This is a genomic window from Rhizobium terrae (assembly GCF_003425685.1).
In the GTDB taxonomy this organism is placed as follows: domain Bacteria; phylum Pseudomonadota; class Alphaproteobacteria; order Rhizobiales; family Rhizobiaceae; genus Neorhizobium; species Neorhizobium terrae.
In genome coordinates this window covers 105559-123002 of record NZ_QJKM01000010.1, presented here as the reverse complement: position 1 = coordinate 123002, position 17444 = coordinate 105559, and the positions used below count along the sequence as shown (strand labels likewise).

12 protein-coding genes are annotated in these 17444 nt (G+C 60.7%); 11 read left to right on the top strand and 1 reads right to left on the bottom strand.

Annotation, left to right across the window (positions count from 1 at the left end):
* Positions 1–64: 64 nt before the first annotated feature.
* The 6 genes from rplK to rpoC all read left to right on the top strand — a co-directional run bounded on the left by rplK (position 65) and on the right by rpoC (position 11298).
* A complete protein-coding gene (rplK, locus tag DMO26_RS19655) occupies positions 65–496 on the top strand; it encodes a 50S ribosomal protein L11 (protein ID WP_117193871.1) in 432 nt (143 codons plus the stop codon).
* Position 497: 1 nt separating this feature from the next.
* Positions 498–1193 carry a 50S ribosomal protein L1 gene (rplA, locus tag DMO26_RS19650; protein ID WP_117193870.1) on the top strand — a complete coding sequence of 232 codons (696 nt, stop codon included), beginning with the start codon at positions 498–500 and terminating at the stop codon, positions 1191–1193.
* Positions 1194–1541: 348 nt separating this feature from the next.
* Complete coding sequence (gene rplJ, locus DMO26_RS19645; RefSeq protein ID WP_117193869.1) at positions 1542–2060, top strand: 50S ribosomal protein L10; 519 nt, start codon at positions 1542–1544, stop codon at positions 2058–2060.
* 58 nt (positions 2061–2118) lie between these two features.
* Positions 2119–2502, top strand: coding sequence for a 50S ribosomal protein L7/L12 (rplL, locus tag DMO26_RS19640; RefSeq protein WP_117193868.1), 384 nt, complete (start codon positions 2119–2121; stop codon positions 2500–2502).
* Positions 2503–2751: 249 nt separating this feature from the next.
* On the top strand, positions 2752–6888 hold the full coding sequence (rpoB, locus tag DMO26_RS19635; RefSeq protein WP_117194009.1) for a DNA-directed RNA polymerase subunit beta: 4137 nt from the start codon (positions 2752–2754) through the stop codon (positions 6886–6888).
* 198 nt (positions 6889–7086) lie between these two features.
* The gene (gene rpoC, locus DMO26_RS19630) at positions 7087–11298 is read left to right on the top strand and encodes a DNA-directed RNA polymerase subunit beta' (protein WP_117193867.1); all 4212 of its coding nucleotides are present in this window, start codon (positions 7087–7089) and stop codon (positions 11296–11298) included.
* Between the two features lie 194 nt (positions 11299–11492).
* On the opposite strand, the gene DMO26_RS19625 is transcribed toward rpoC, so the two are convergent.
* Positions 11493–11786 (bottom strand): transcriptional regulator, encoded by a 294-nt coding sequence (locus tag DMO26_RS19625; protein WP_117193866.1) that lies wholly within the window; start codon positions 11784–11786, stop codon positions 11493–11495.
* A 484-nt stretch (positions 11787–12270) separates the two neighbouring features.
* Here DMO26_RS19625 and rpsL point away from each other — a divergent pair, with 484 nt between their 5' ends.
* From rpsL to rpsJ, 5 genes are all read left to right on the top strand, one after another.
* Positions 12271–12642, top strand: a complete 372-nt coding sequence (gene rpsL / locus DMO26_RS19620) for a 30S ribosomal protein S12 (protein ID WP_003547537.1) — start codon at positions 12271–12273, stop codon at positions 12640–12642.
* 110 nt (positions 12643–12752) lie between these two features.
* Positions 12753–13223 (top strand): 30S ribosomal protein S7, encoded by a 471-nt coding sequence (rpsG, locus tag DMO26_RS19615; RefSeq protein ID WP_117193865.1) that lies wholly within the window; start codon positions 12753–12755, stop codon positions 13221–13223.
* A 33-nt stretch (positions 13224–13256) separates the two neighbouring features.
* Positions 13257–15356 (top strand): elongation factor G, encoded by a 2100-nt coding sequence (fusA, locus tag DMO26_RS19610; protein WP_117193864.1) that lies wholly within the window; start codon positions 13257–13259, stop codon positions 15354–15356.
* Between the two features lie 66 nt (positions 15357–15422).
* Positions 15423–16598, top strand: a complete 1176-nt coding sequence (gene tuf, locus DMO26_RS19605) for an elongation factor Tu (protein WP_117193863.1) — start codon at positions 15423–15425, stop codon at positions 16596–16598.
* A 512-nt stretch (positions 16599–17110) separates the two neighbouring features.
* The gene (gene rpsJ / locus DMO26_RS19600) at positions 17111–17419 is read left to right on the top strand and encodes a 30S ribosomal protein S10 (protein ID WP_003547547.1); all 309 of its coding nucleotides are present in this window, start codon (positions 17111–17113) and stop codon (positions 17417–17419) included.
* Positions 17420–17444: the final 25 nt, after the last annotated feature.

Genomic DNA, 17444 nt, shown 5'->3' with positions numbered 1-17444 from the left:
CAGCCGCCGGGTTCGCCCGGCATATCGGGCCGGGGGACCGGTCCATAACGAAAGGCAGAGAGAAATGGCTAAGAAGGTAGCAGGCCAGCTCAAGCTTCAGGTCAAGGCAGGATCGGCAAACCCGTCCCCGCCGATCGGCCCGGCGCTTGGTCAGCGCGGCATCAACATCATGGAATTCTGCAAGGCGTTCAATGCCGCCACGCAGGAGATGGAAAAGGGCATGCCGATCCCGGTCGTCATCACCTATTTCCAGGACAAGTCCTTCACCTTTGCGATGAAGCAGCCTCCGGTCAGCTACTGGCTGAAGAAGGAAGCGAAGATCACGTCCGGTTCCAAGACCCCGGGCAAGGGTGCCAAGGCCGGTACCCTCACCAAGGCTCAGATCAAGACGATCGCCGAAGCCAAGATGAAGGATCTGAATGCCGCGGATATCGAAGGTGCAATGGCCATGATCGAGGGCTCCGCCCGCGCCATGGGCCTGGAAGTGGTGGCATAACATGGCAAAGCTTGCAAAGCGTATTCAGAAGATCCGCGAAGGCGTCGATCCGACCAAGCTGGTTGCCCTGACGGAAGCCATCTCGATGGTCAAGGTTCGTGCTACGGCGAAGTTCGACGAAACCGTCGAAATCTCCATGAACCTCGGCGTCGATCCGCGCCACGCCGACCAGATGGTCCGCGGCGTGGTCAACCTGCCGAACGGCACCGGCCGTGACGTTCGCGTCGCCGTTTTCGCGCGCGGCGCCAAGGCTGACGAAGCCAAGGCCGCCGGCGCGGACATCGTCGGCGCCGAAGACCTCGTCGAAATCGTTCAGGGCGGCAAGATCGATTTCGATCGCTGCATCGCCACCCCGGACATGATGCCGCTCGTCGGTCGTCTCGGTAAGGTTCTCGGCCCCCGCGGCATGATGCCGAACCCGAAGGTCGGCACCGTAACCATGGACGTCACCGGCGCCGTCAAGGCTTCCAAGGGCGGCGCCGTCGAGTTCCGCGTCGAGAAGGCCGGTATCGTCCATGCCGGTATCGGCAAGGCTTCCTTCGACGCCAAGGCTCTCGAAGAAAACATCAAGGCTTTCGCCGATGCGGTCATCAAGGCCAAGCCGTCGGGCGCCAAGGGCAATTACGTCAAGCGTGTAGCGATCTCGTCCACCATGGGTCCGGGCGTCAAGATCGATCCGTCGACGGTAACCGCCTGATCATGAATTGCCGAAGTCTTCGGACTTCGGGTGACTGAATTCCCGGTCCTTCGGGGCCGGGAATTTCCGGAGAAATCCGGAATTCCTGTCCGAGATTGCGGGTGGCTTTATAGCCTTAATCATCCGACCTGCATGAGACGGGTAAGAACGCGAGTTTTCAAAGGCGCCAACGCGCTTTCGAGTTCGGTTCGAGCCTAGTGTGCCTTGTGCCTGTGACCCGAAAGGGGGACAGAGCGAGGGGACAGGATCCTCAAGCGTCGCTTGGGGTCCGACCAAAAGGATCCCTTGAGGCAAAGGCAAACCCGGTGGGGCCTGCAGGATTGCGGTCCCATCAACTGGAGACAGACAGTGGAAAGAGCGGAAAAACGCGAATTCGTCACGGAGCTGAACGAAGTCTTCAAGGCTTCCGGTTCGGTTGTCGTGGCCCACTATGCTGGTGTCACAGTCGCGCAGATGAACGACTTCCGTTCCAAGATGCGCGCTGCTGGCGGCACCGTCAAAGTCGCGAAGAACCGCCTGGCCAAGATCGCTCTTCAGGGCACGGAGTCGGAAGGGATGTCGGACCTGTTCAAGGGTCAGACGCTCATTGCCTACAGCAATGACCCGGTCGTCGCTCCGAAGGTCGTCTCGGATTTCGCCAAGACCAATGACAAGCTCATTGTTCTCGGCGGCGCCATGGGATCGACCACGCTCAACGCGGAAGGCGTCAAGTCGCTTGCGACCCTGCCTTCGCTGGACGAGCTGCGTGCAAAGCTGCTGGGTATGATTCAGACCCCGGCGACCCGCATTGCAGGCGTCGTTCAGGCACCGGCAGCTCAGCTTGCCCGCGTGTTCGCAGCATATGCCAAGAAGGACGAAGCCGCATAAGGCGGAACTTCGCTGTTTATAACCAACCAGTTCGAACCGAACAAAAGGAACTATCAAAATGGCTGATCTCGCAAAGATCGTTGAAGACCTCTCGGCTCTCACCGTCCTGGAAGCTGCCGAGCTTTCCAAGATGCTCGAAGAAAAGTGGGGCGTTTCTGCAGCAGCTCCGGTAGCTGTTGCTGCTGCTGGCGGTGCTGCCGGCGGTGCTGCTGCTCCGGCTGAAGAAGAAAAGACCGAGTTCGACGTCATCCTGACGGATGCCGGCGCCAACAAGATCAACGTCATCAAGGAAGTCCGCGCCATCACCGGTCTCGGCCTCAAGGAAGCCAAGGACCTCGTTGAAGGCGCTCCGAAGGCTGTCAAGGAAGGCGTTTCCAAGGCTGAAGCCGCTGACCTCAAGAAGAAGCTTGAGGACGCCGGCGCCAAGGTCGACGTCAAGTAATACCGGAATGCGGTGGGAGAGGAGTTTCCTCTCCCACCCGTTTCCTCCGAACTTATTACCCAGGAACCGTCAAAAACGGTTCCTGGGTAATGGGTTCTCAAGAGGATGGTCCTGAACCGAACCGAAAAGGCAATCCGGCCTGGCGTGTTCGGGAAGTAGGACGAGATTGAGAATACCATGATCGACGGGATCGACTGGCCAGCGAACCCCGTCCGTTGCAGGCCCGGATGCAATTTTGAAGGAGCGACGATGGCTCAGACCCTTTCCTTTAATGGTCGCAGGCGCGTACGCAAGTTTTTTGGAAAAATCCCCGAAGTCACCGAGATGCCGAACCTCATCGAGGTTCAGAAGGCGTCCTATGACCAGTTTCTGATGGTCGACGAACCCAAGGGCGGCCGCCCGGACGAAGGTCTGAACGCCGTCTTTAAGTCCGTCTTCCCGATCACCGATTTTTCCGGCGCCTCCATGCTCGAATTCGTGTCCTACGAATTCGAACCGCCGAAGTTCGATGTGGAAGAATGCCGCCAGCGCGACCTGACCTATGCTGCGCCGCTCAAGGTGACGCTGCGTCTCATCGTGTTCGATATCGACGAGGATACCGGCGCGAAGTCCATCAAGGACATCAAGGAACAGTCCGTCTACATGGGCGACATGCCGCTCATGACCGATAACGGTACGTTCATCGTGAACGGCACCGAACGCGTGATCGTGTCGCAGATGCACCGCTCGCCGGGCGTCTTCTTCGACCACGACAAGGGCAAGAGCCACTCTTCCGGCAAGCTGCTTTTCGCCGCCCGCGTCATTCCCTATCGCGGTTCCTGGCTCGACATCGAATTCGACGCCAAGGACATCGTGTTCGCCCGTATCGACCGTCGCCGCAAGATCCCTGCGACCTCGCTGCTGATGGCGCTTGGCATGGACGGCGAAGAAATCCTGTCGACCTTCTACTCGAAGTCCACCTACGAGCGCGACGGCGAAGGCTGGCGGATTCCGTTCCAGCCGGAAACGTTGAAGGGCGCCAAGGTTCTTGCCGACATGATCGACGCCGACACCGGCGAAGTTGTCGTTGAATCGGGCAAGAAGCTTACTCCCCGCCTGCTGCGTCAGCTGTCCGACAGGGGTCTGAAGGCACTGAAGGCAAGCAACGACGAAATCTACGGCAACTACCTCGCCGAAGACATCGTCAACATGGCAACCGGCGAAATCTATCTGGAAGCCGGTGACGAGATCGACGAGAAGACCCTTCCGATCATCCTGAAGGCCGGCTTTGACGAGATCCCGGTTCTCGGCATCGACCATATCAATGTCGGCGCCTATATCCGCAACACGCTCGCGGCAGACAAGAACGAAAACCGTCAGGACGCTCTGTTCGACATCTACCGCGTCATGCGTCCGGGTGAACCGCCGACCATGGAATCGGCCGAAGCCATGTTCAACTCGCTGTTCTTCGATGCGGAGCGCTACGACCTCTCCGCCGTCGGCCGCGTCAAGATGAACATGCGTCTCGATCTCGACGTTGCCGACACCGTCCGCACGCTGCGCAAGGACGACATCCTGGCCGTGGTAAAGATGCTGGTCGAACTGCGCGACGGCAAGGGCGAGATCGACGACATCGACAACCTCGGCAACCGCCGCGTCCGTTCCGTCGGCGAACTGATGGAAAATCAGTACCGCCTCGGCCTGCTCCGCATGGAGCGCGCCATCAAGGAACGCATGTCGTCGATCGAGATCGACACCGTCATGCCGCAGGACCTGATCAACGCGAAGCCGGCGGCCGCCGCCGTCCGCGAGTTCTTCGGTTCCTCGCAGCTGTCGCAGTTCATGGACCAGGTGAACCCGCTTTCGGAAATCACCCATAAGCGCCGTCTCTCGGCGCTTGGTCCGGGTGGTCTGACCCGCGAGCGCGCCGGCTTCGAAGTCCGCGACGTTCACCCGACCCATTACGGCCGTATCTGCCCGATCGAAACGCCGGAAGGCCCGAACATCGGTCTGATCAACTCGCTTGCGACCTTTGCCCGCGTCAACAAGTACGGTTTCATCGAAAGCCCGTACCGCAGGATCATTGACGGCAAAGTCACCAACGACGTGCTCTACCTCTCCGCCATGGAAGAGGCGAAGTACTACGTCGCTCAGGCGAACGCGCCGCTCGAGAAGGACGGTTCGTTCTCGGAAGAATTCGTGGTCTGCCGCCACGCCGGCGAAGTGATGCTCGCTCCGCGCGACAACATCAACCTGATGGACGTCTCGCCGAAGCAGCTCGTTTCCGTCGCGGCGGCTCTGATCCCGTTCCTCGAAAACGACGACGCCAACCGCGCTCTCATGGGCTCGAACATGCAGCGTCAGGCCGTGCCGCTGGTGCGCGCCGAAGCTCCGTTCGTCGGCACCGGCATGGAGCCGGTCGTCGCCCGTGACTCCGGTGCTGCGATCGCCGCCCGCCGCGGCGGCGTGGTCGACCAGGTCGACGCGACCCGTATCGTTATCCGCGCCACCGAAGACCTCGATCCGTCGAAGTCGGGCGTCGATATCTATCGTCTGCAGAAGTTCCAGCGTTCGAACCAGAACACCTGCGTCAACCAGCGTCCGCTGGTCGCCGTCGGCGATATCCTGAACAAGGGCGACATCATCGCCGACGGTCCGTCGACGGACCTCGGCGATCTGGCGCTTGGCCGCAACGCGCTCGTCGCGTTCATGCCCTGGAACGGCTACAACTACGAAGACTCGATCCTGATGTCCGAGCGGATCGTGGCCGACGACGTGTTCACCTCCATCCACATCGAGGAATTCGAAGTGATGGCGCGTGACACCAAGCTTGGTCCGGAAGAAATCACGCGCGACATTCCGAACGTTTCGGAAGAAGCGCTGAAGAACCTCGACGAAGCCGGCATCGTCTACATCGGTGCGGAAGTCCAGCCGGGCGACATCCTCGTCGGCAAGATCACGCCGAAGGGCGAAAGCCCGATGACGCCGGAAGAAAAGCTCCTGCGTGCCATCTTCGGCGAAAAGGCCTCCGACGTTCGCGACACGTCCATGCGCATGCCTCCGGGCACGTTCGGCACGGTCGTCGAAGTCCGCGTCTTCAACCGTCACGGCGTCGAAAAGGACGAGCGTGCGATGGCGATCGAACGCGAGGAAATCGAACGCCTCGCCAAGGACCGCGACGACGAACAGGCGATCCTCGACCGGAACGTCTACGGCCGCCTGATGGACATGCTGCGTGGCCAGATGTCGGTTGCCGGTCCGAAGGGCTTCAAGAAGGGCGTCGAGCTTTCCAACGCCGTCGTCTCCGAGTATCCCCGCTCGCAATGGTGGATGTTCGCTGTCGAGGACGAAAAGGTCCAGGGCGAGATCGAAGCGCTTCGCGGCCAGTACGACGAATCCAAGTCGCGCCTTGAACAGCGCTTCATGGACAAGGTCGAGAAGGTCCAGCGCGGCGACGAAATGCCTCCGGGCGTCATGAAGATGGTCAAGGTCTTCGTCGCCGTGAAGCGCAAGATCCAGCCGGGCGACAAGATGGCCGGCCGTCACGGCAACAAGGGTGTCGTCTCGCGCATCGTTCCGGTTGAGGACATGCCGTTCCTCGAAGACGGTACGCATGTCGACATCTGCTTGAACCCGCTCGGCGTTCCGTCGCGCATGAACGTCGGTCAGATTCTTGAAACCCATCTCGCATGGGCATGCGCAGGCATGGGGAAGAAGATCGGCGAGCTGCTCGAAGAATATCGCAAGACGATGGACATCTCCGACCTCAAGAAGGAGTTGACGGACGTCTATGCCAGCCAGGCCAGGGACGAAGTCGCCAACTTCGACGACGAGTCGCTTGTCAAGCTGGCCGAGCAGTCAAAGCGCGGCATCTCGATCGCGACGCCCGTCTTCGACGGCGCGCACGAGCCGGATGTGGCTGCGATGCTGAAGAAGGCGGGACTGCACGAGTCCGGCCAGTCGGTCCTGTACGATGGCCGCACGGGCGAGCCCTTCGACCGCAAGGTCACCGTCGGCTACATGTACATGATCAAGCTGAACCACCTCGTGGACGACAAGATCCACGCGCGTTCGATCGGTCCGTACTCGCTCGTCACCCAGCAGCCGCTCGGTGGCAAGGCGCAGTTCGGCGGCCAGCGCTTCGGGGAAATGGAGGTCTGGGCTCTGGAAGCCTACGGCGCCGCCTACACCCTCCAGGAGATGCTGACCGTGAAGTCGGACGACGTGGCCGGACGTACCAAGGTCTACGAAGCGATCGTGCGCGGCGACGACACGTTCGAGGCGGGCATTCCAGAAAGCTTCAACGTTCTCGTCAAGGAAATGCGCTCGCTCGGTCTGTCGGTGGAGCTCGAAAACTCCAAGATCGAGACGGCCGAGGCCGGCCAACTGCCGGACGCGGCCGAATAAGACAAGAGAAGGCGCGCGCTTGACTGGGCGCGCGCCGCTCCCGCTGCCGGTTCCAGCCGGCTGGGCCGGGAAACTTTCGCCGCATTTCGCGGCTATGACCGTTTAAGAGCGTCGGTCAGTCCCTCCGGGAAAATTGGCCCGGGAAATTGGACCTGACTGATCGCAAGCCGAGGGCTTCCGCCCCTAAAGGAGATAGGCATGAACCAAGAGGTCATGAATCTTTTCAATCCGCAGGTGCCTGCACAGCACTTCGACTCGATCCGTATCTCGATCGCGTCTCCGGAGAAGATTCTCTCCTGGTCCTACGGCGAGATCAAAAAGCCGGAGACCATCAACTACCGTACGTTCAAGCCGGAACGTGACGGCCTCTTCTGTGCGCGCATCTTCGGGCCGATCAAGGATTACGAATGCCTGTGCGGCAAGTACAAGCGCATGAAGTACAAGGGCATCATCTGCGAAAAGTGCGGCGTCGAAGTGACCCTGTCGCGCGTTCGCCGCGAGCGCATGGGCCATATCGAGCTCGCCGCTCCGGTTGCCCATATCTGGTTCCTGAAGTCGCTTCCGTCCCGCATCTCGACGCTTCTCGACATGACGCTGAAGGATGTCGAGCGCGTTCTCTATTTCGAGAACTACATCGTGACCGAGCCCGGCCTGACCGCGCTCAAGGAAAACCAGCTTCTTTCCGAAGAAGAGTACATGATCGCCGTCGATGAATATGGTGAAGACCAGTTCACGGCGATGATCGGCGCCGAGGCCATCTATGAGATGCTGGCTTCCATGAACCTCGAAAAGATCGCCGGCGACCTGCGTTCCGAGCTTGCCGACACCACGTCGGACCTGAAGCAGAAGAAGCTGATGAAGCGGCTCAAGATCGTCGAGAACTTCATCGAGTCCGGCAATCGCCCGGAATGGATGATCATGAAGGTCGTTCCGGTCATCCCGCCGGACCTGCGCCCGCTGGTCCCGCTCGACGGCGGCCGTTTCGCGACGTCCGACCTGAACGATCTCTATCGTCGCGTCATCAACCGTAACAACCGTCTGAAGCGCCTGATCGAACTGCGCGCTCCGGGCATCATCATCCGCAACGAAAAGCGCATGCTGCAGGAATCTGTCGATGCGCTGTTCGACAACGGCCGCCGCGGCCGCGTCATCACCGGCGCCAACAAGCGTCCGCTGAAGTCGCTGTCCGACATGCTGAAGGGCAAGCAGGGCCGCTTCCGCCAGAACCTGCTCGGCAAGCGCGTCGACTATTCCGGCCGTTCGGTCATCGTCACCGGTCCGGAACTCAAGCTGCACCAGTGCGGCCTGCCGAAGAAGATGGCGCTCGAACTCTTCAAGCCGTTCATCTACGCCCGCCTCGACGCCAAGGGTTACTCCTCGACCGTCAAGCAGGCCAAGAAGCTGGTCGAGAAGGAAAAGCCGGAAGTCTGGGATATCCTCGACGAGGTCATCCGCGAACATCCGGTTCTCCTGAACCGTGCACCGACGCTGCACCGCCTGGGCATCCAGGCCTTCGAACCGATCCTGGTCGAAGGCAAGGCGATCCAGCTGCACCCGCTCGTCTGCACGGCCTTCAACGCCGACTTCGACGGCGACCAGATGGCCGTGCACGTGCCGCTGTCGCTCGAAGCCCAGCTCGAAGCGCGCGTGCTGATGATGTCGACGAACAACATCCTGCATCCGGCGAACGGCGCACCAATTATCGTTCCGTCGCAGGACATGGTTCTCGGCCTCTATTACCTGGCGATCATGAACCAGAACGAGCCGGGCGAGGGCATGGCCTTCTCCGACATGGGCGAACTGCATCACGCCCTGGAAAACAAGGTCGTGACGCTGCACGCCAAGATCCGTGGCCGTTTCAAGACCGTCGATGCCGAAGGCAAGCCGGTTTCGAAGATCTACGAAACGACCCCCGGCCGCATGATCATCGGCGAACTCCTGCCGAAGAACGTCAACGTGCCGTTCGAGATCTGCAACCAGGAAATGACCAAGAAGAACATCTCCAAGATGATCGACACGGTCTACCGTCATTGCGGCCAGAAGGACACGGTCATCTTCTGCGACCGCATCATGCAGCTCGGCTTCACACATGCCTGCCGCGCCGGCATCTCCTTCGGCAAGGACGACATGGTCATCCCGGCCACCAAGGAGAAGATCGTCGGCGACACCGAAGCGCTGGTCAAGGAATACGAGCAGCAGTACAACGACGGCCTGATCACTCAGGGCGAGAAGTACAACAAGGTCGTCGACGCCTGGGGCAAGGCCACCGAAAAGGTTGCGGAAGACATGATGGCCCGCATCAAGGCCGTCGAATTCGACCCCGAAACCGGTCGTCAGAAGCCGATGAACGCCATCTACATGATGTCCCACTCGGGTGCCCGCGGTTCTCCGAACCAGATGCGCCAGCTTGGCGGCATGCGCGGCCTGATGGCCAAGCCGTCGGGCGAGATCATCGAAACGCCGATCATCTCGAACTTCAAGGAAGGCCTGACCGTGAACGAGTACTTCAACTCGACGCACGGCGCCCGTAAGGGCCTGGCGGACACCGCCTTGAAGACTGCGAACTCCGGTTACCTGACCCGCCGTCTCGTCGACGTCGCGCAGGACTGCATCGTCAACATGGTCGATTGCGGCACCGAAAACGGCCTCACCATGACGGCGATCGTCGATGCCGGTCAGGTCGTGGCTTCGCTCGGCGCCCGCATCCTCGGCCGCACGGCGCTCGACAACATCGATCACCCGGTCACGGGTGCCCGCATCGTTGACGCCGGCAAGATGATCCTGGAACCGGATGTCATCGAGATCGAAAAGGCTGGCATCCAGTCGATCCGCATCCGTTCGGCACTGACCTGTGAAGTCCAGACGGGCGTCTGCTCGGTCTGCTACGGCCGCGACCTGGCGCGTGGTACTCCGGTCAACATCGGCGAAGCCGTCGGCGTCATCGCCGCTCAGTCGATCGGTGAGCCGGGCACCCAGCTCACCATGCGTACCTTCCACCTGGGCGGTACGGCAAACGTGGTGGACCAGTCGTTCCTGGAAGCATCGTACGAAGGCACGATCCAGATCAAGAACCGCAACATGCTGCGGAACTCCGAAGGCGTTCTCGTCGCGATGGGCCGCAACATGGCGATCACCATTCTCGACGAGCGCGGCATCGAGCGTTCGTCGCAGCGTGTCGCCTACGGTTCGAAGCTGTTCGTGGATGACGGCGACAAGGTCCGCCGCGGCCAGCGTCTTGCCGAGTGGGACCCGTATACCCGCCCGATGATGACGGAAGTCGCCGGTACGGTTCAGTTCGAAGATGTCGTCGACGGCATCTCCGTTTCGGAATCCACCGACGAATCCACCGGCATCACCAAGCGTCAGGTCATCGACTGGCGTTCGACGCCGCGTGGCACGGATCTGAAGCCGGCGATCGTCATCAAGGACGCTTCCGGTGCGATCATGAAGCTGTCGCGTGGCGGTGAAGCCCGCTTCAACCTGTCGGTCGACGCGATCCTGTCCGTCGAGCCGGGCCAGAAGGTCTCCCAGGGTGACGTCCTGGCGCGTATCCCGATGGAAAGCGCCAAGACCAAGGACATCACCGGCGGTCTGCCGCGCGTCGCCGAACTCTTCGAAGCGCGTCGTCCGAAGGATCACGCCATCATCGCCGAGATCGATGGTACGATCCGCCTCGGCCGCGACTACAAGAACAAGCGTCGCGTCATGATCGAACCGGCGGAAGACGGTGTCGAACCGGTCGAATACCTGATCCCGAAGGGCAAGCCCTTCCATCTTCAGGAAGGCGACTACATCGAAAAGGGCGACTACATCCTCGACGGCAATCCTGCGCCGCACGACATCCTGGCGATCAAGGGCGTGGAAGCACTCGCTTCCTACCTCGTCAACGAAATCCAGGAAGTCTACCGTCTGCAGGGCGTTGTCATCAACGACAAGCACATCGAGGTCATCGTCCGCCAGATGTTGCAGAAGGTCGAGATCACCGATGCCGGCGACAGCCAGTACATCGTCGGTGACAATGTCGACCGGATCGAGCTGGACGAAGCCAACGAGCGTCTCGCCGAAGAAGGCAAGAAGCCCGCTTACGGCGAACCGGTTCTGCTGGGCATCACCAAGGCGTCGCTGCAGACCCCGTCGTTCATCTCGGCCGCTTCCTTCCAGGAAACCACCAAGGTGCTGACGGAAGCCGCGATCGCCGGCAAGATGGACACGCTGCAGGGTCTGAAGGAAAACGTCATCGTCGGCCGCCTCATCCCGGCTGGTACGGGCGGCACCATGACCCAGATCCGCCGCATCGCCACCTCGCGCGACGACCTCATCCTGGAGGAACGCAAGAAGGGCTCCGGCGCTGCTTCGGCCACGCCGATGCTGCAGGACATGGCTGGCGAAAACGCACCTGCGGCCGAGTGATCGGCGCGCCAGTTACGTATACAGGAAGCGCCCGGAGCAATCCGGGCGTTTTCGTTCGTAATGGGACATGAAAAAGCCGCCGGATCGCTCAGGCGGCTTTCTGGCCTTCTCGGAGGGGGTGGTTCCCGTGGCGGGCAACCCGGCCGGATTTCTGCACGGACTCGTTCCGTATTCTCGAACCGGTGCGTCCGTTCTTATTCGAAGCGGATGATCGCCACTTCGCCTTCGAGCGCGCCCTGATAGGCGGAGGCATGCGGTTCTTCGGCGGGTTCGTCGGTCAGGATGCCGATCTGGTCGAGATCCGCTTCGAGAAATCCTTCCTCGGACAGGGCGTTGAGAGCCTCGCGGACAGCCGAATCGTCGTCCGGCGCGCGCAGCATGATATGCAGGTCGACGCCTTCGCCGCCCTTCTTCTCATAACCTTTGCCGATAATGATGAACACCATCGGCCCGTCCAGGTTGTTGTCGTTGTCAGGGGTCGCGATCATGGTCGTCTCCGCGGCTGCATTCGCTTGATCGTCCGCAGGCGGGTGCAGGACGAAAGGTTCTCGCACTCTTTAGTGCGATTGGAATCGATTCCCAAACATTATTGGAGGTGATACGGAAAATCTCACGAAACCTTGTCTGCGAAGCCTGCTCGGGCCCGGAAACCCGGCGTTTCGGGGATTATTTTCGGCTCAGCCCTTGACGGGCAGGGGGGAAAACAGTAAACGCCGCGCATCGGAAGCGATGTGAGGCTTGTCCGTCCGGGATGACTCGTTCCGGAGTGTGGCCTCAAACACGGTTCCATACGCACGTTGAAGACACGAATGCTGCACGCATGACGCATGAGGAATGCGTCCTCTGCCTTCTGTGGTCCATCCGGCAGCGGATCGGGCCACGTTTTGCGCATGAGGAAATGTGTGTGCCGCCGCCGGAAACGGCATCAGATCGGCCCGAAAGGGTACTGAGAAACACGTAAGGGATGGTTGAATGCCTACCGTAAACCAGCTGATCCGCAAGCCTCGTCAGGCGAACGTAAAGCGCAACAAGGTTCCTGCGCTGCAGGAAAACCCGCAAAAGCGCGGTGTTTGCACCCGCGTCTACACGACGACCCCGAAGAAGCCGAACTCGGCTCTGCGTAAGGTCGCCAAGATCCGCCTGACCAATGGCTTCGAAGTCATCGGCTACATTCCGGGTGAAGGTCACAACCTGCAGGAACACTCCGTCGTCATGATCCGTGGCGGCCGCGTCAAGGACTTGCCGGGCGTTCGTTACCACATCATCCGCGGCGTTCTCGACACCCAGGGCGTCAAGAACCGCAAGCAGCGCCGTTCGAAATACGGTGCGAAGCGTCCTAAGTAATTTCGCCCCGGGCAGACCTGCCCGGAAAGGCTTGAAAACGAAAATCCCGGCGCTGCGCGAGGTCCTCCGCGTGGTAGAGCGCCTTAACAGTTTAAGAGACGAGAAGAAGTATGTCCCGACGCCATCGTGCAGAAAAGCGTGAGATCAACCCGGACCCGAAGTTCGGCGATCTCGTCGTCACCAAGTTCATGAATGCGATCATGCTCCACGGCAAGAAATCCGTGGCTGAAAACATTGTTTACGGCGCATTCGACGTCGTGCAGGGCAAGGCCAAGGCCGACCCGCTGGGTATCTTCCATTCGGCGCTCGACAATGTCGCGCCGCATGTCGAAGTTCGTTCGCGCCGCGTCGGTGGTGCGACCTACCAGGTTCCGGTTGACGTGCGTCCGGAGCGCCGCCAGGCTCTCGCGATCCGCTGGGTGATCGCAGCTGCCCGCAAGCGCAACGAGACCACCATGGTCGATCGCCTGTCCGGTGAACTTATGGATGCCGCCAACAACCGTGGCAGCGCCGTCAAGAAGCGTGAAGATACGCACAAGATGGCCGACGCCAACCGCGCATTCTCGCATTACCGTTGGTAATCTTCATCCGATCGAGTTTCGAAAGGCAGTCCTATGGCTCGCGAATATAAAATCGAAGACTACCGCAATTTCGGTATCATGGCGCATATCGACGCCGGCAAGACCACGACCACCGAGCGTATTCTTTATTACACCGGCAAGTCGCACAAGATCGGCGAAGTTCACGATGGCGCCGCCACGATGGACTGGATGGAGCAGGAGCAGGAGCGCGGCATCACCATCACGTCCGCTGCCACCACGACCTTCTGGAAGGGCCGTGACGGCAAGATGCGCCGCTTCAACATCATCGACACCCCCGGCCACGTCGACTTCACCATCGAAGTCGAGCGTTCGCTGCGCGTTCTCGACGGTGCCATCGCTCTTCTCGATGCCAACGCAGGCGTCGAGCCGCAGACGGAGACCGTCTGGCGCCAGGCCGAGAAATATCATGTCCCGCGCATGATCTTCTGCAACAAGATGGACAAGACCGGCGCGGACTTCTACCGCTCCGTCGAGATGATCAAGACCCGTCTCGGCGCGACGGCCGTCGTCATGCAGCTGCCGATCGGCGCCGAAACCGAGTTCAAGGGCGTCGTCGACCTGATCGAGATGAACGCTCTCGTCTGGCGCGATGAATCGCTCGGCGCCCAGTGGGACGTCGTCGAAATCCCGGAAGACCTGAAGGCCAAGGCCGAAGAATATCGCGAAAAGCTGATCGAGACGGTTGTCGAGATCGACGAAGAAGCGATGGAAGACTATCTGAACGGCATCATGCCGGACAACGATAAGATCCGTGCGCTGGTCCGTCGCGGCACCATCGACGTCAAGTTCCACCCGATGTTCTGCGGCACCGCCTTCAAGAACAAGGGCGTTCAGCCGCTCCTCGATGCGGTTGTCGACTACCTGCCGTCGCCGCTCGACATTCCGGCCATCAAGGGTATCGACTTCAAGACGGAAGCCGAGATCGAGCGTCATGCCGATGATGCCGAGCCGCTTGCCATGCTCGCGTTCAAGATCATGAACGACCCCTTCGTCGGTTCGCTGACCTTCGCCCGCATCTATTCCGGCAAGCTCGAAAAGGGCGTGTCGGTCATGAACACGGTCAAGGACAAGCGCGAGCGCGTCGGACGCATGCTGCAGATGCATTCGAACTCCCGTGAGGATATCGAAGAAGCCTATGCAGGCGACATCGTCGCTCTCGCAGGCCTCAAGGAAACCACCACGGGCGACACGCTCTGCGATCCCCTGAAGCCGGTCATCCTCGAGCGCATGGAATTCCCCGAGCCGGTCATCCAGATCGCCATCGAGCCGAAGTCCAAGGGCGACCAGGAAAAGATGGGCCTCGCGCTCAACCGCCTGGCGGCCGAAGACCCGTCGTTCCGTGTCAAGACCGACCAGGAATCCGGCCAAACGATCATCGCCGGCATGGGCGAGCTGCATCTCGACATCATCGTCGACCGCATGCGTCGCGAGTTCAAGGTCGAAGCCAACGTCGGTGCTCCGCAGGTCGCTTACCGCGAAACGATCACCCGCAAGACCGAAGAAGACTATACGCACAAGAAGCAGACCGGTGGTACCGGCCAGTTCGCGCGCGTCAAGATCATCTTCGAACCGAACGAGGAAGGCGAAGACTTCAAGTTCGAGTCCAAGATCGTCGGCGGTGCCGTTCCGAAGGAATACATCCCGGGCGTCCAGAAGGGCATTGAAAGCGTCCTGTCATCGGGCCCGCTGGCTGGCTTCCCGATGCTGGGCGTCAAGGCGACCCTCATCGACGGTGCCTTCCACGACGTCGACTCGTCGGTGCTCGCGTTCGAAATCGCCTCCCGCGCCTGCTTCCGTGAAGCAGCCAAGAAGGCCGGCGCTCAGCTCCTCGAGCCGATGATGAAGGTCGAAGTCGTCACCCCGGAAGATTATGTCGGTGACGTCATCGGTGACCTGAACTCCCGCCGTGGTCAGATCCAGGGCCAGGAAAGCCGCGGTATCGCGGTCGTCATCAGCGCCCACGTGCCGCTGGCCAACATGTTCAAGTACGTCGACAACCTGCGCTCCATGTCGCAGGGCCGCGCTCAGTACTCGATGGTCTTCGATCACTACGCACCGGTTCCGTCGAACGTCGCAACCGAAATCCAGGCCAAGTACTCCGGTCAGAAGTGACCGGAGTAATCCGCCCGATAATTTGAGAGAATAACCCCTGACGGGGATAAGAACGGAGAGCCGGAAATGGCAAAGAGCAAGTTTGAGCGCAACAAGCCGCATGTCAACATTGGCACGATCGGTCACGTTGACCATGGCAAGACGTCGCTGACGGCGGCGATCACGAAGTACTTCGGCGAGTTCAAGGCCTATGACCAGATCGATGCTGCGCCGGAAGAAAAGGCGCGCGGCATCACGATTTCGACGGCGCATGTCGAATACGAGACTGCAGCCCGCCACTATGCGCATGTCGACTGCCCCGGCCACGCCGACTACGTAAAGAACATGATCACCGGTGCCGCCCAGATGGACGGCGCGATCCTGGTCTGCTCGGCCGCCGACGGCCCGATGCCGCAGACCCGCGAGCACATCCTGCTGGCCCGCCAGGTCGGCGTTCCGGCGATCGTGGTGTTCTTGAACAAGGTCGACCAGGTGGACGACGCCGAGCTTCTGGAACTGGTTGAGCTGGAAGTACGCGAACTTCTGTCGTCCTACGACTTCCCGGGCGACGACATTCCGATCGTCAAGGGTTCGGCGCTGGCCGCTCTTGAAGATTCCGACAAGAAGATCGGCGAAGACGCGATCCGCGAGCTGATGGCTCAGGTTGACGCCTACATCCCGACGCCGGAGCGTCCGATCGACCAGCCGTTCCTGATGCCGATCGAAGACGTGTTCTCGATCTCGGGCCGTGGTACGGTTGTGACGGGCCGCGTCGAGCGTGGCGTGATCAAGGTGGGTGAGGAAGTCGAGATCGTCGGCATCCGTCCGACCTCGAAGACGACGGTGACCGGCGTTGAAATGTTCCGCAAGCTGCTCGACCAGGGTCAGGCGGGCGACAACATCGGCGCGCTGGTTCGCGGTGTGAACCGTGACGGCGTCGAGCGTGGCCAGATCCTCTGCAAGCCGGGTTCGGTGAAGCCGCACAAGAAGTTCAAGGCGGAAGCCTACATCCTGACGAAGGAAGAAGGCGGCCGTCATACGCCGTTCTTCACGAACTACCGTCCGCAGTTCTACTTCCGCACGACGGACGTGACGGGGATCGTGACGCTTCCGGAAGGCACGGAAATGGTGATGCCGGGCGACAACGTGACGGTTGACGTCGAGCTGATCGTTCCGATCGCGATGGAAGAAAAGCTGCGCTTCGCGATCCGCGAAGGCGGCCGCACCGTCGGCGCCGGCATCGTCGCTGCGATCGTCGAGTAACGATCGCCAGGCGACGGGGCCGAAAGCTGCCGACGCATTCAAGTTTCCTGGGTCGCGCAAGCGCGATCCAGGGCGGCGCCGGCATCGTCGCTGCGATCGTCGAGTAACGATCGCCAGGCGACGGGGCCGAAAGCTGCCGACGCATTCAAGTTTCCTGGGTCGCGCAAGCGCGATCCAGAGCGGCGCCGGCATCGTCGCTGCGGTTGTTGAGTAATTCGGCTTCGGCGCAGACTAGCTTTGCGCCGATTGCATGGAAATCTTTTAAGCAAGCGGCGGCTAGCCGCTTGCTTATGACATAAAAATGTAGCAAATGGCGCGCGAGCGCGATTTGCCCCTGCTTCGCTATCGGGGCAGCAATCAGACATAAGGTGGGTCGAAAGGCCCGGAGAGTGGAAAGGGATGTGGTCTTCCGCGTCCCCTTCGATCTTTGAACCGGTGGTCCCGCCTTAGGAAAAAGAACAACCCGTGCCTGTTTGTTCGGCACGGAGAACAGATAACAAGGATAACGTCGAATGAACGGCCAAAATATCCGCATTCGCCTGAAGGCGTTCGATCACCGGATTCTCGATGCTTCCACGCGCGAGATCGTGTCGACGGCGAAGCGCACCGGTGCTAGCGTCCGGGGCCCCGTTCCGCTTCCGACCCGCATCGAGAAGTTTACGGTTAACCGGTCCCCCCACATCGACAAGAAAAGCCGCGAGCAGTTCGAGATGCGCACCCACAAGCGCCTTCTCGACATCGTTGACCCGACGCCCCAGACCGTGGACGCGCTGATGAAGCTCGACCTCGCAGCAGGCGTCGATGTTGAGATCAAGCTCTGAGACCCAGGTCTCGGGCTGAGTGAGA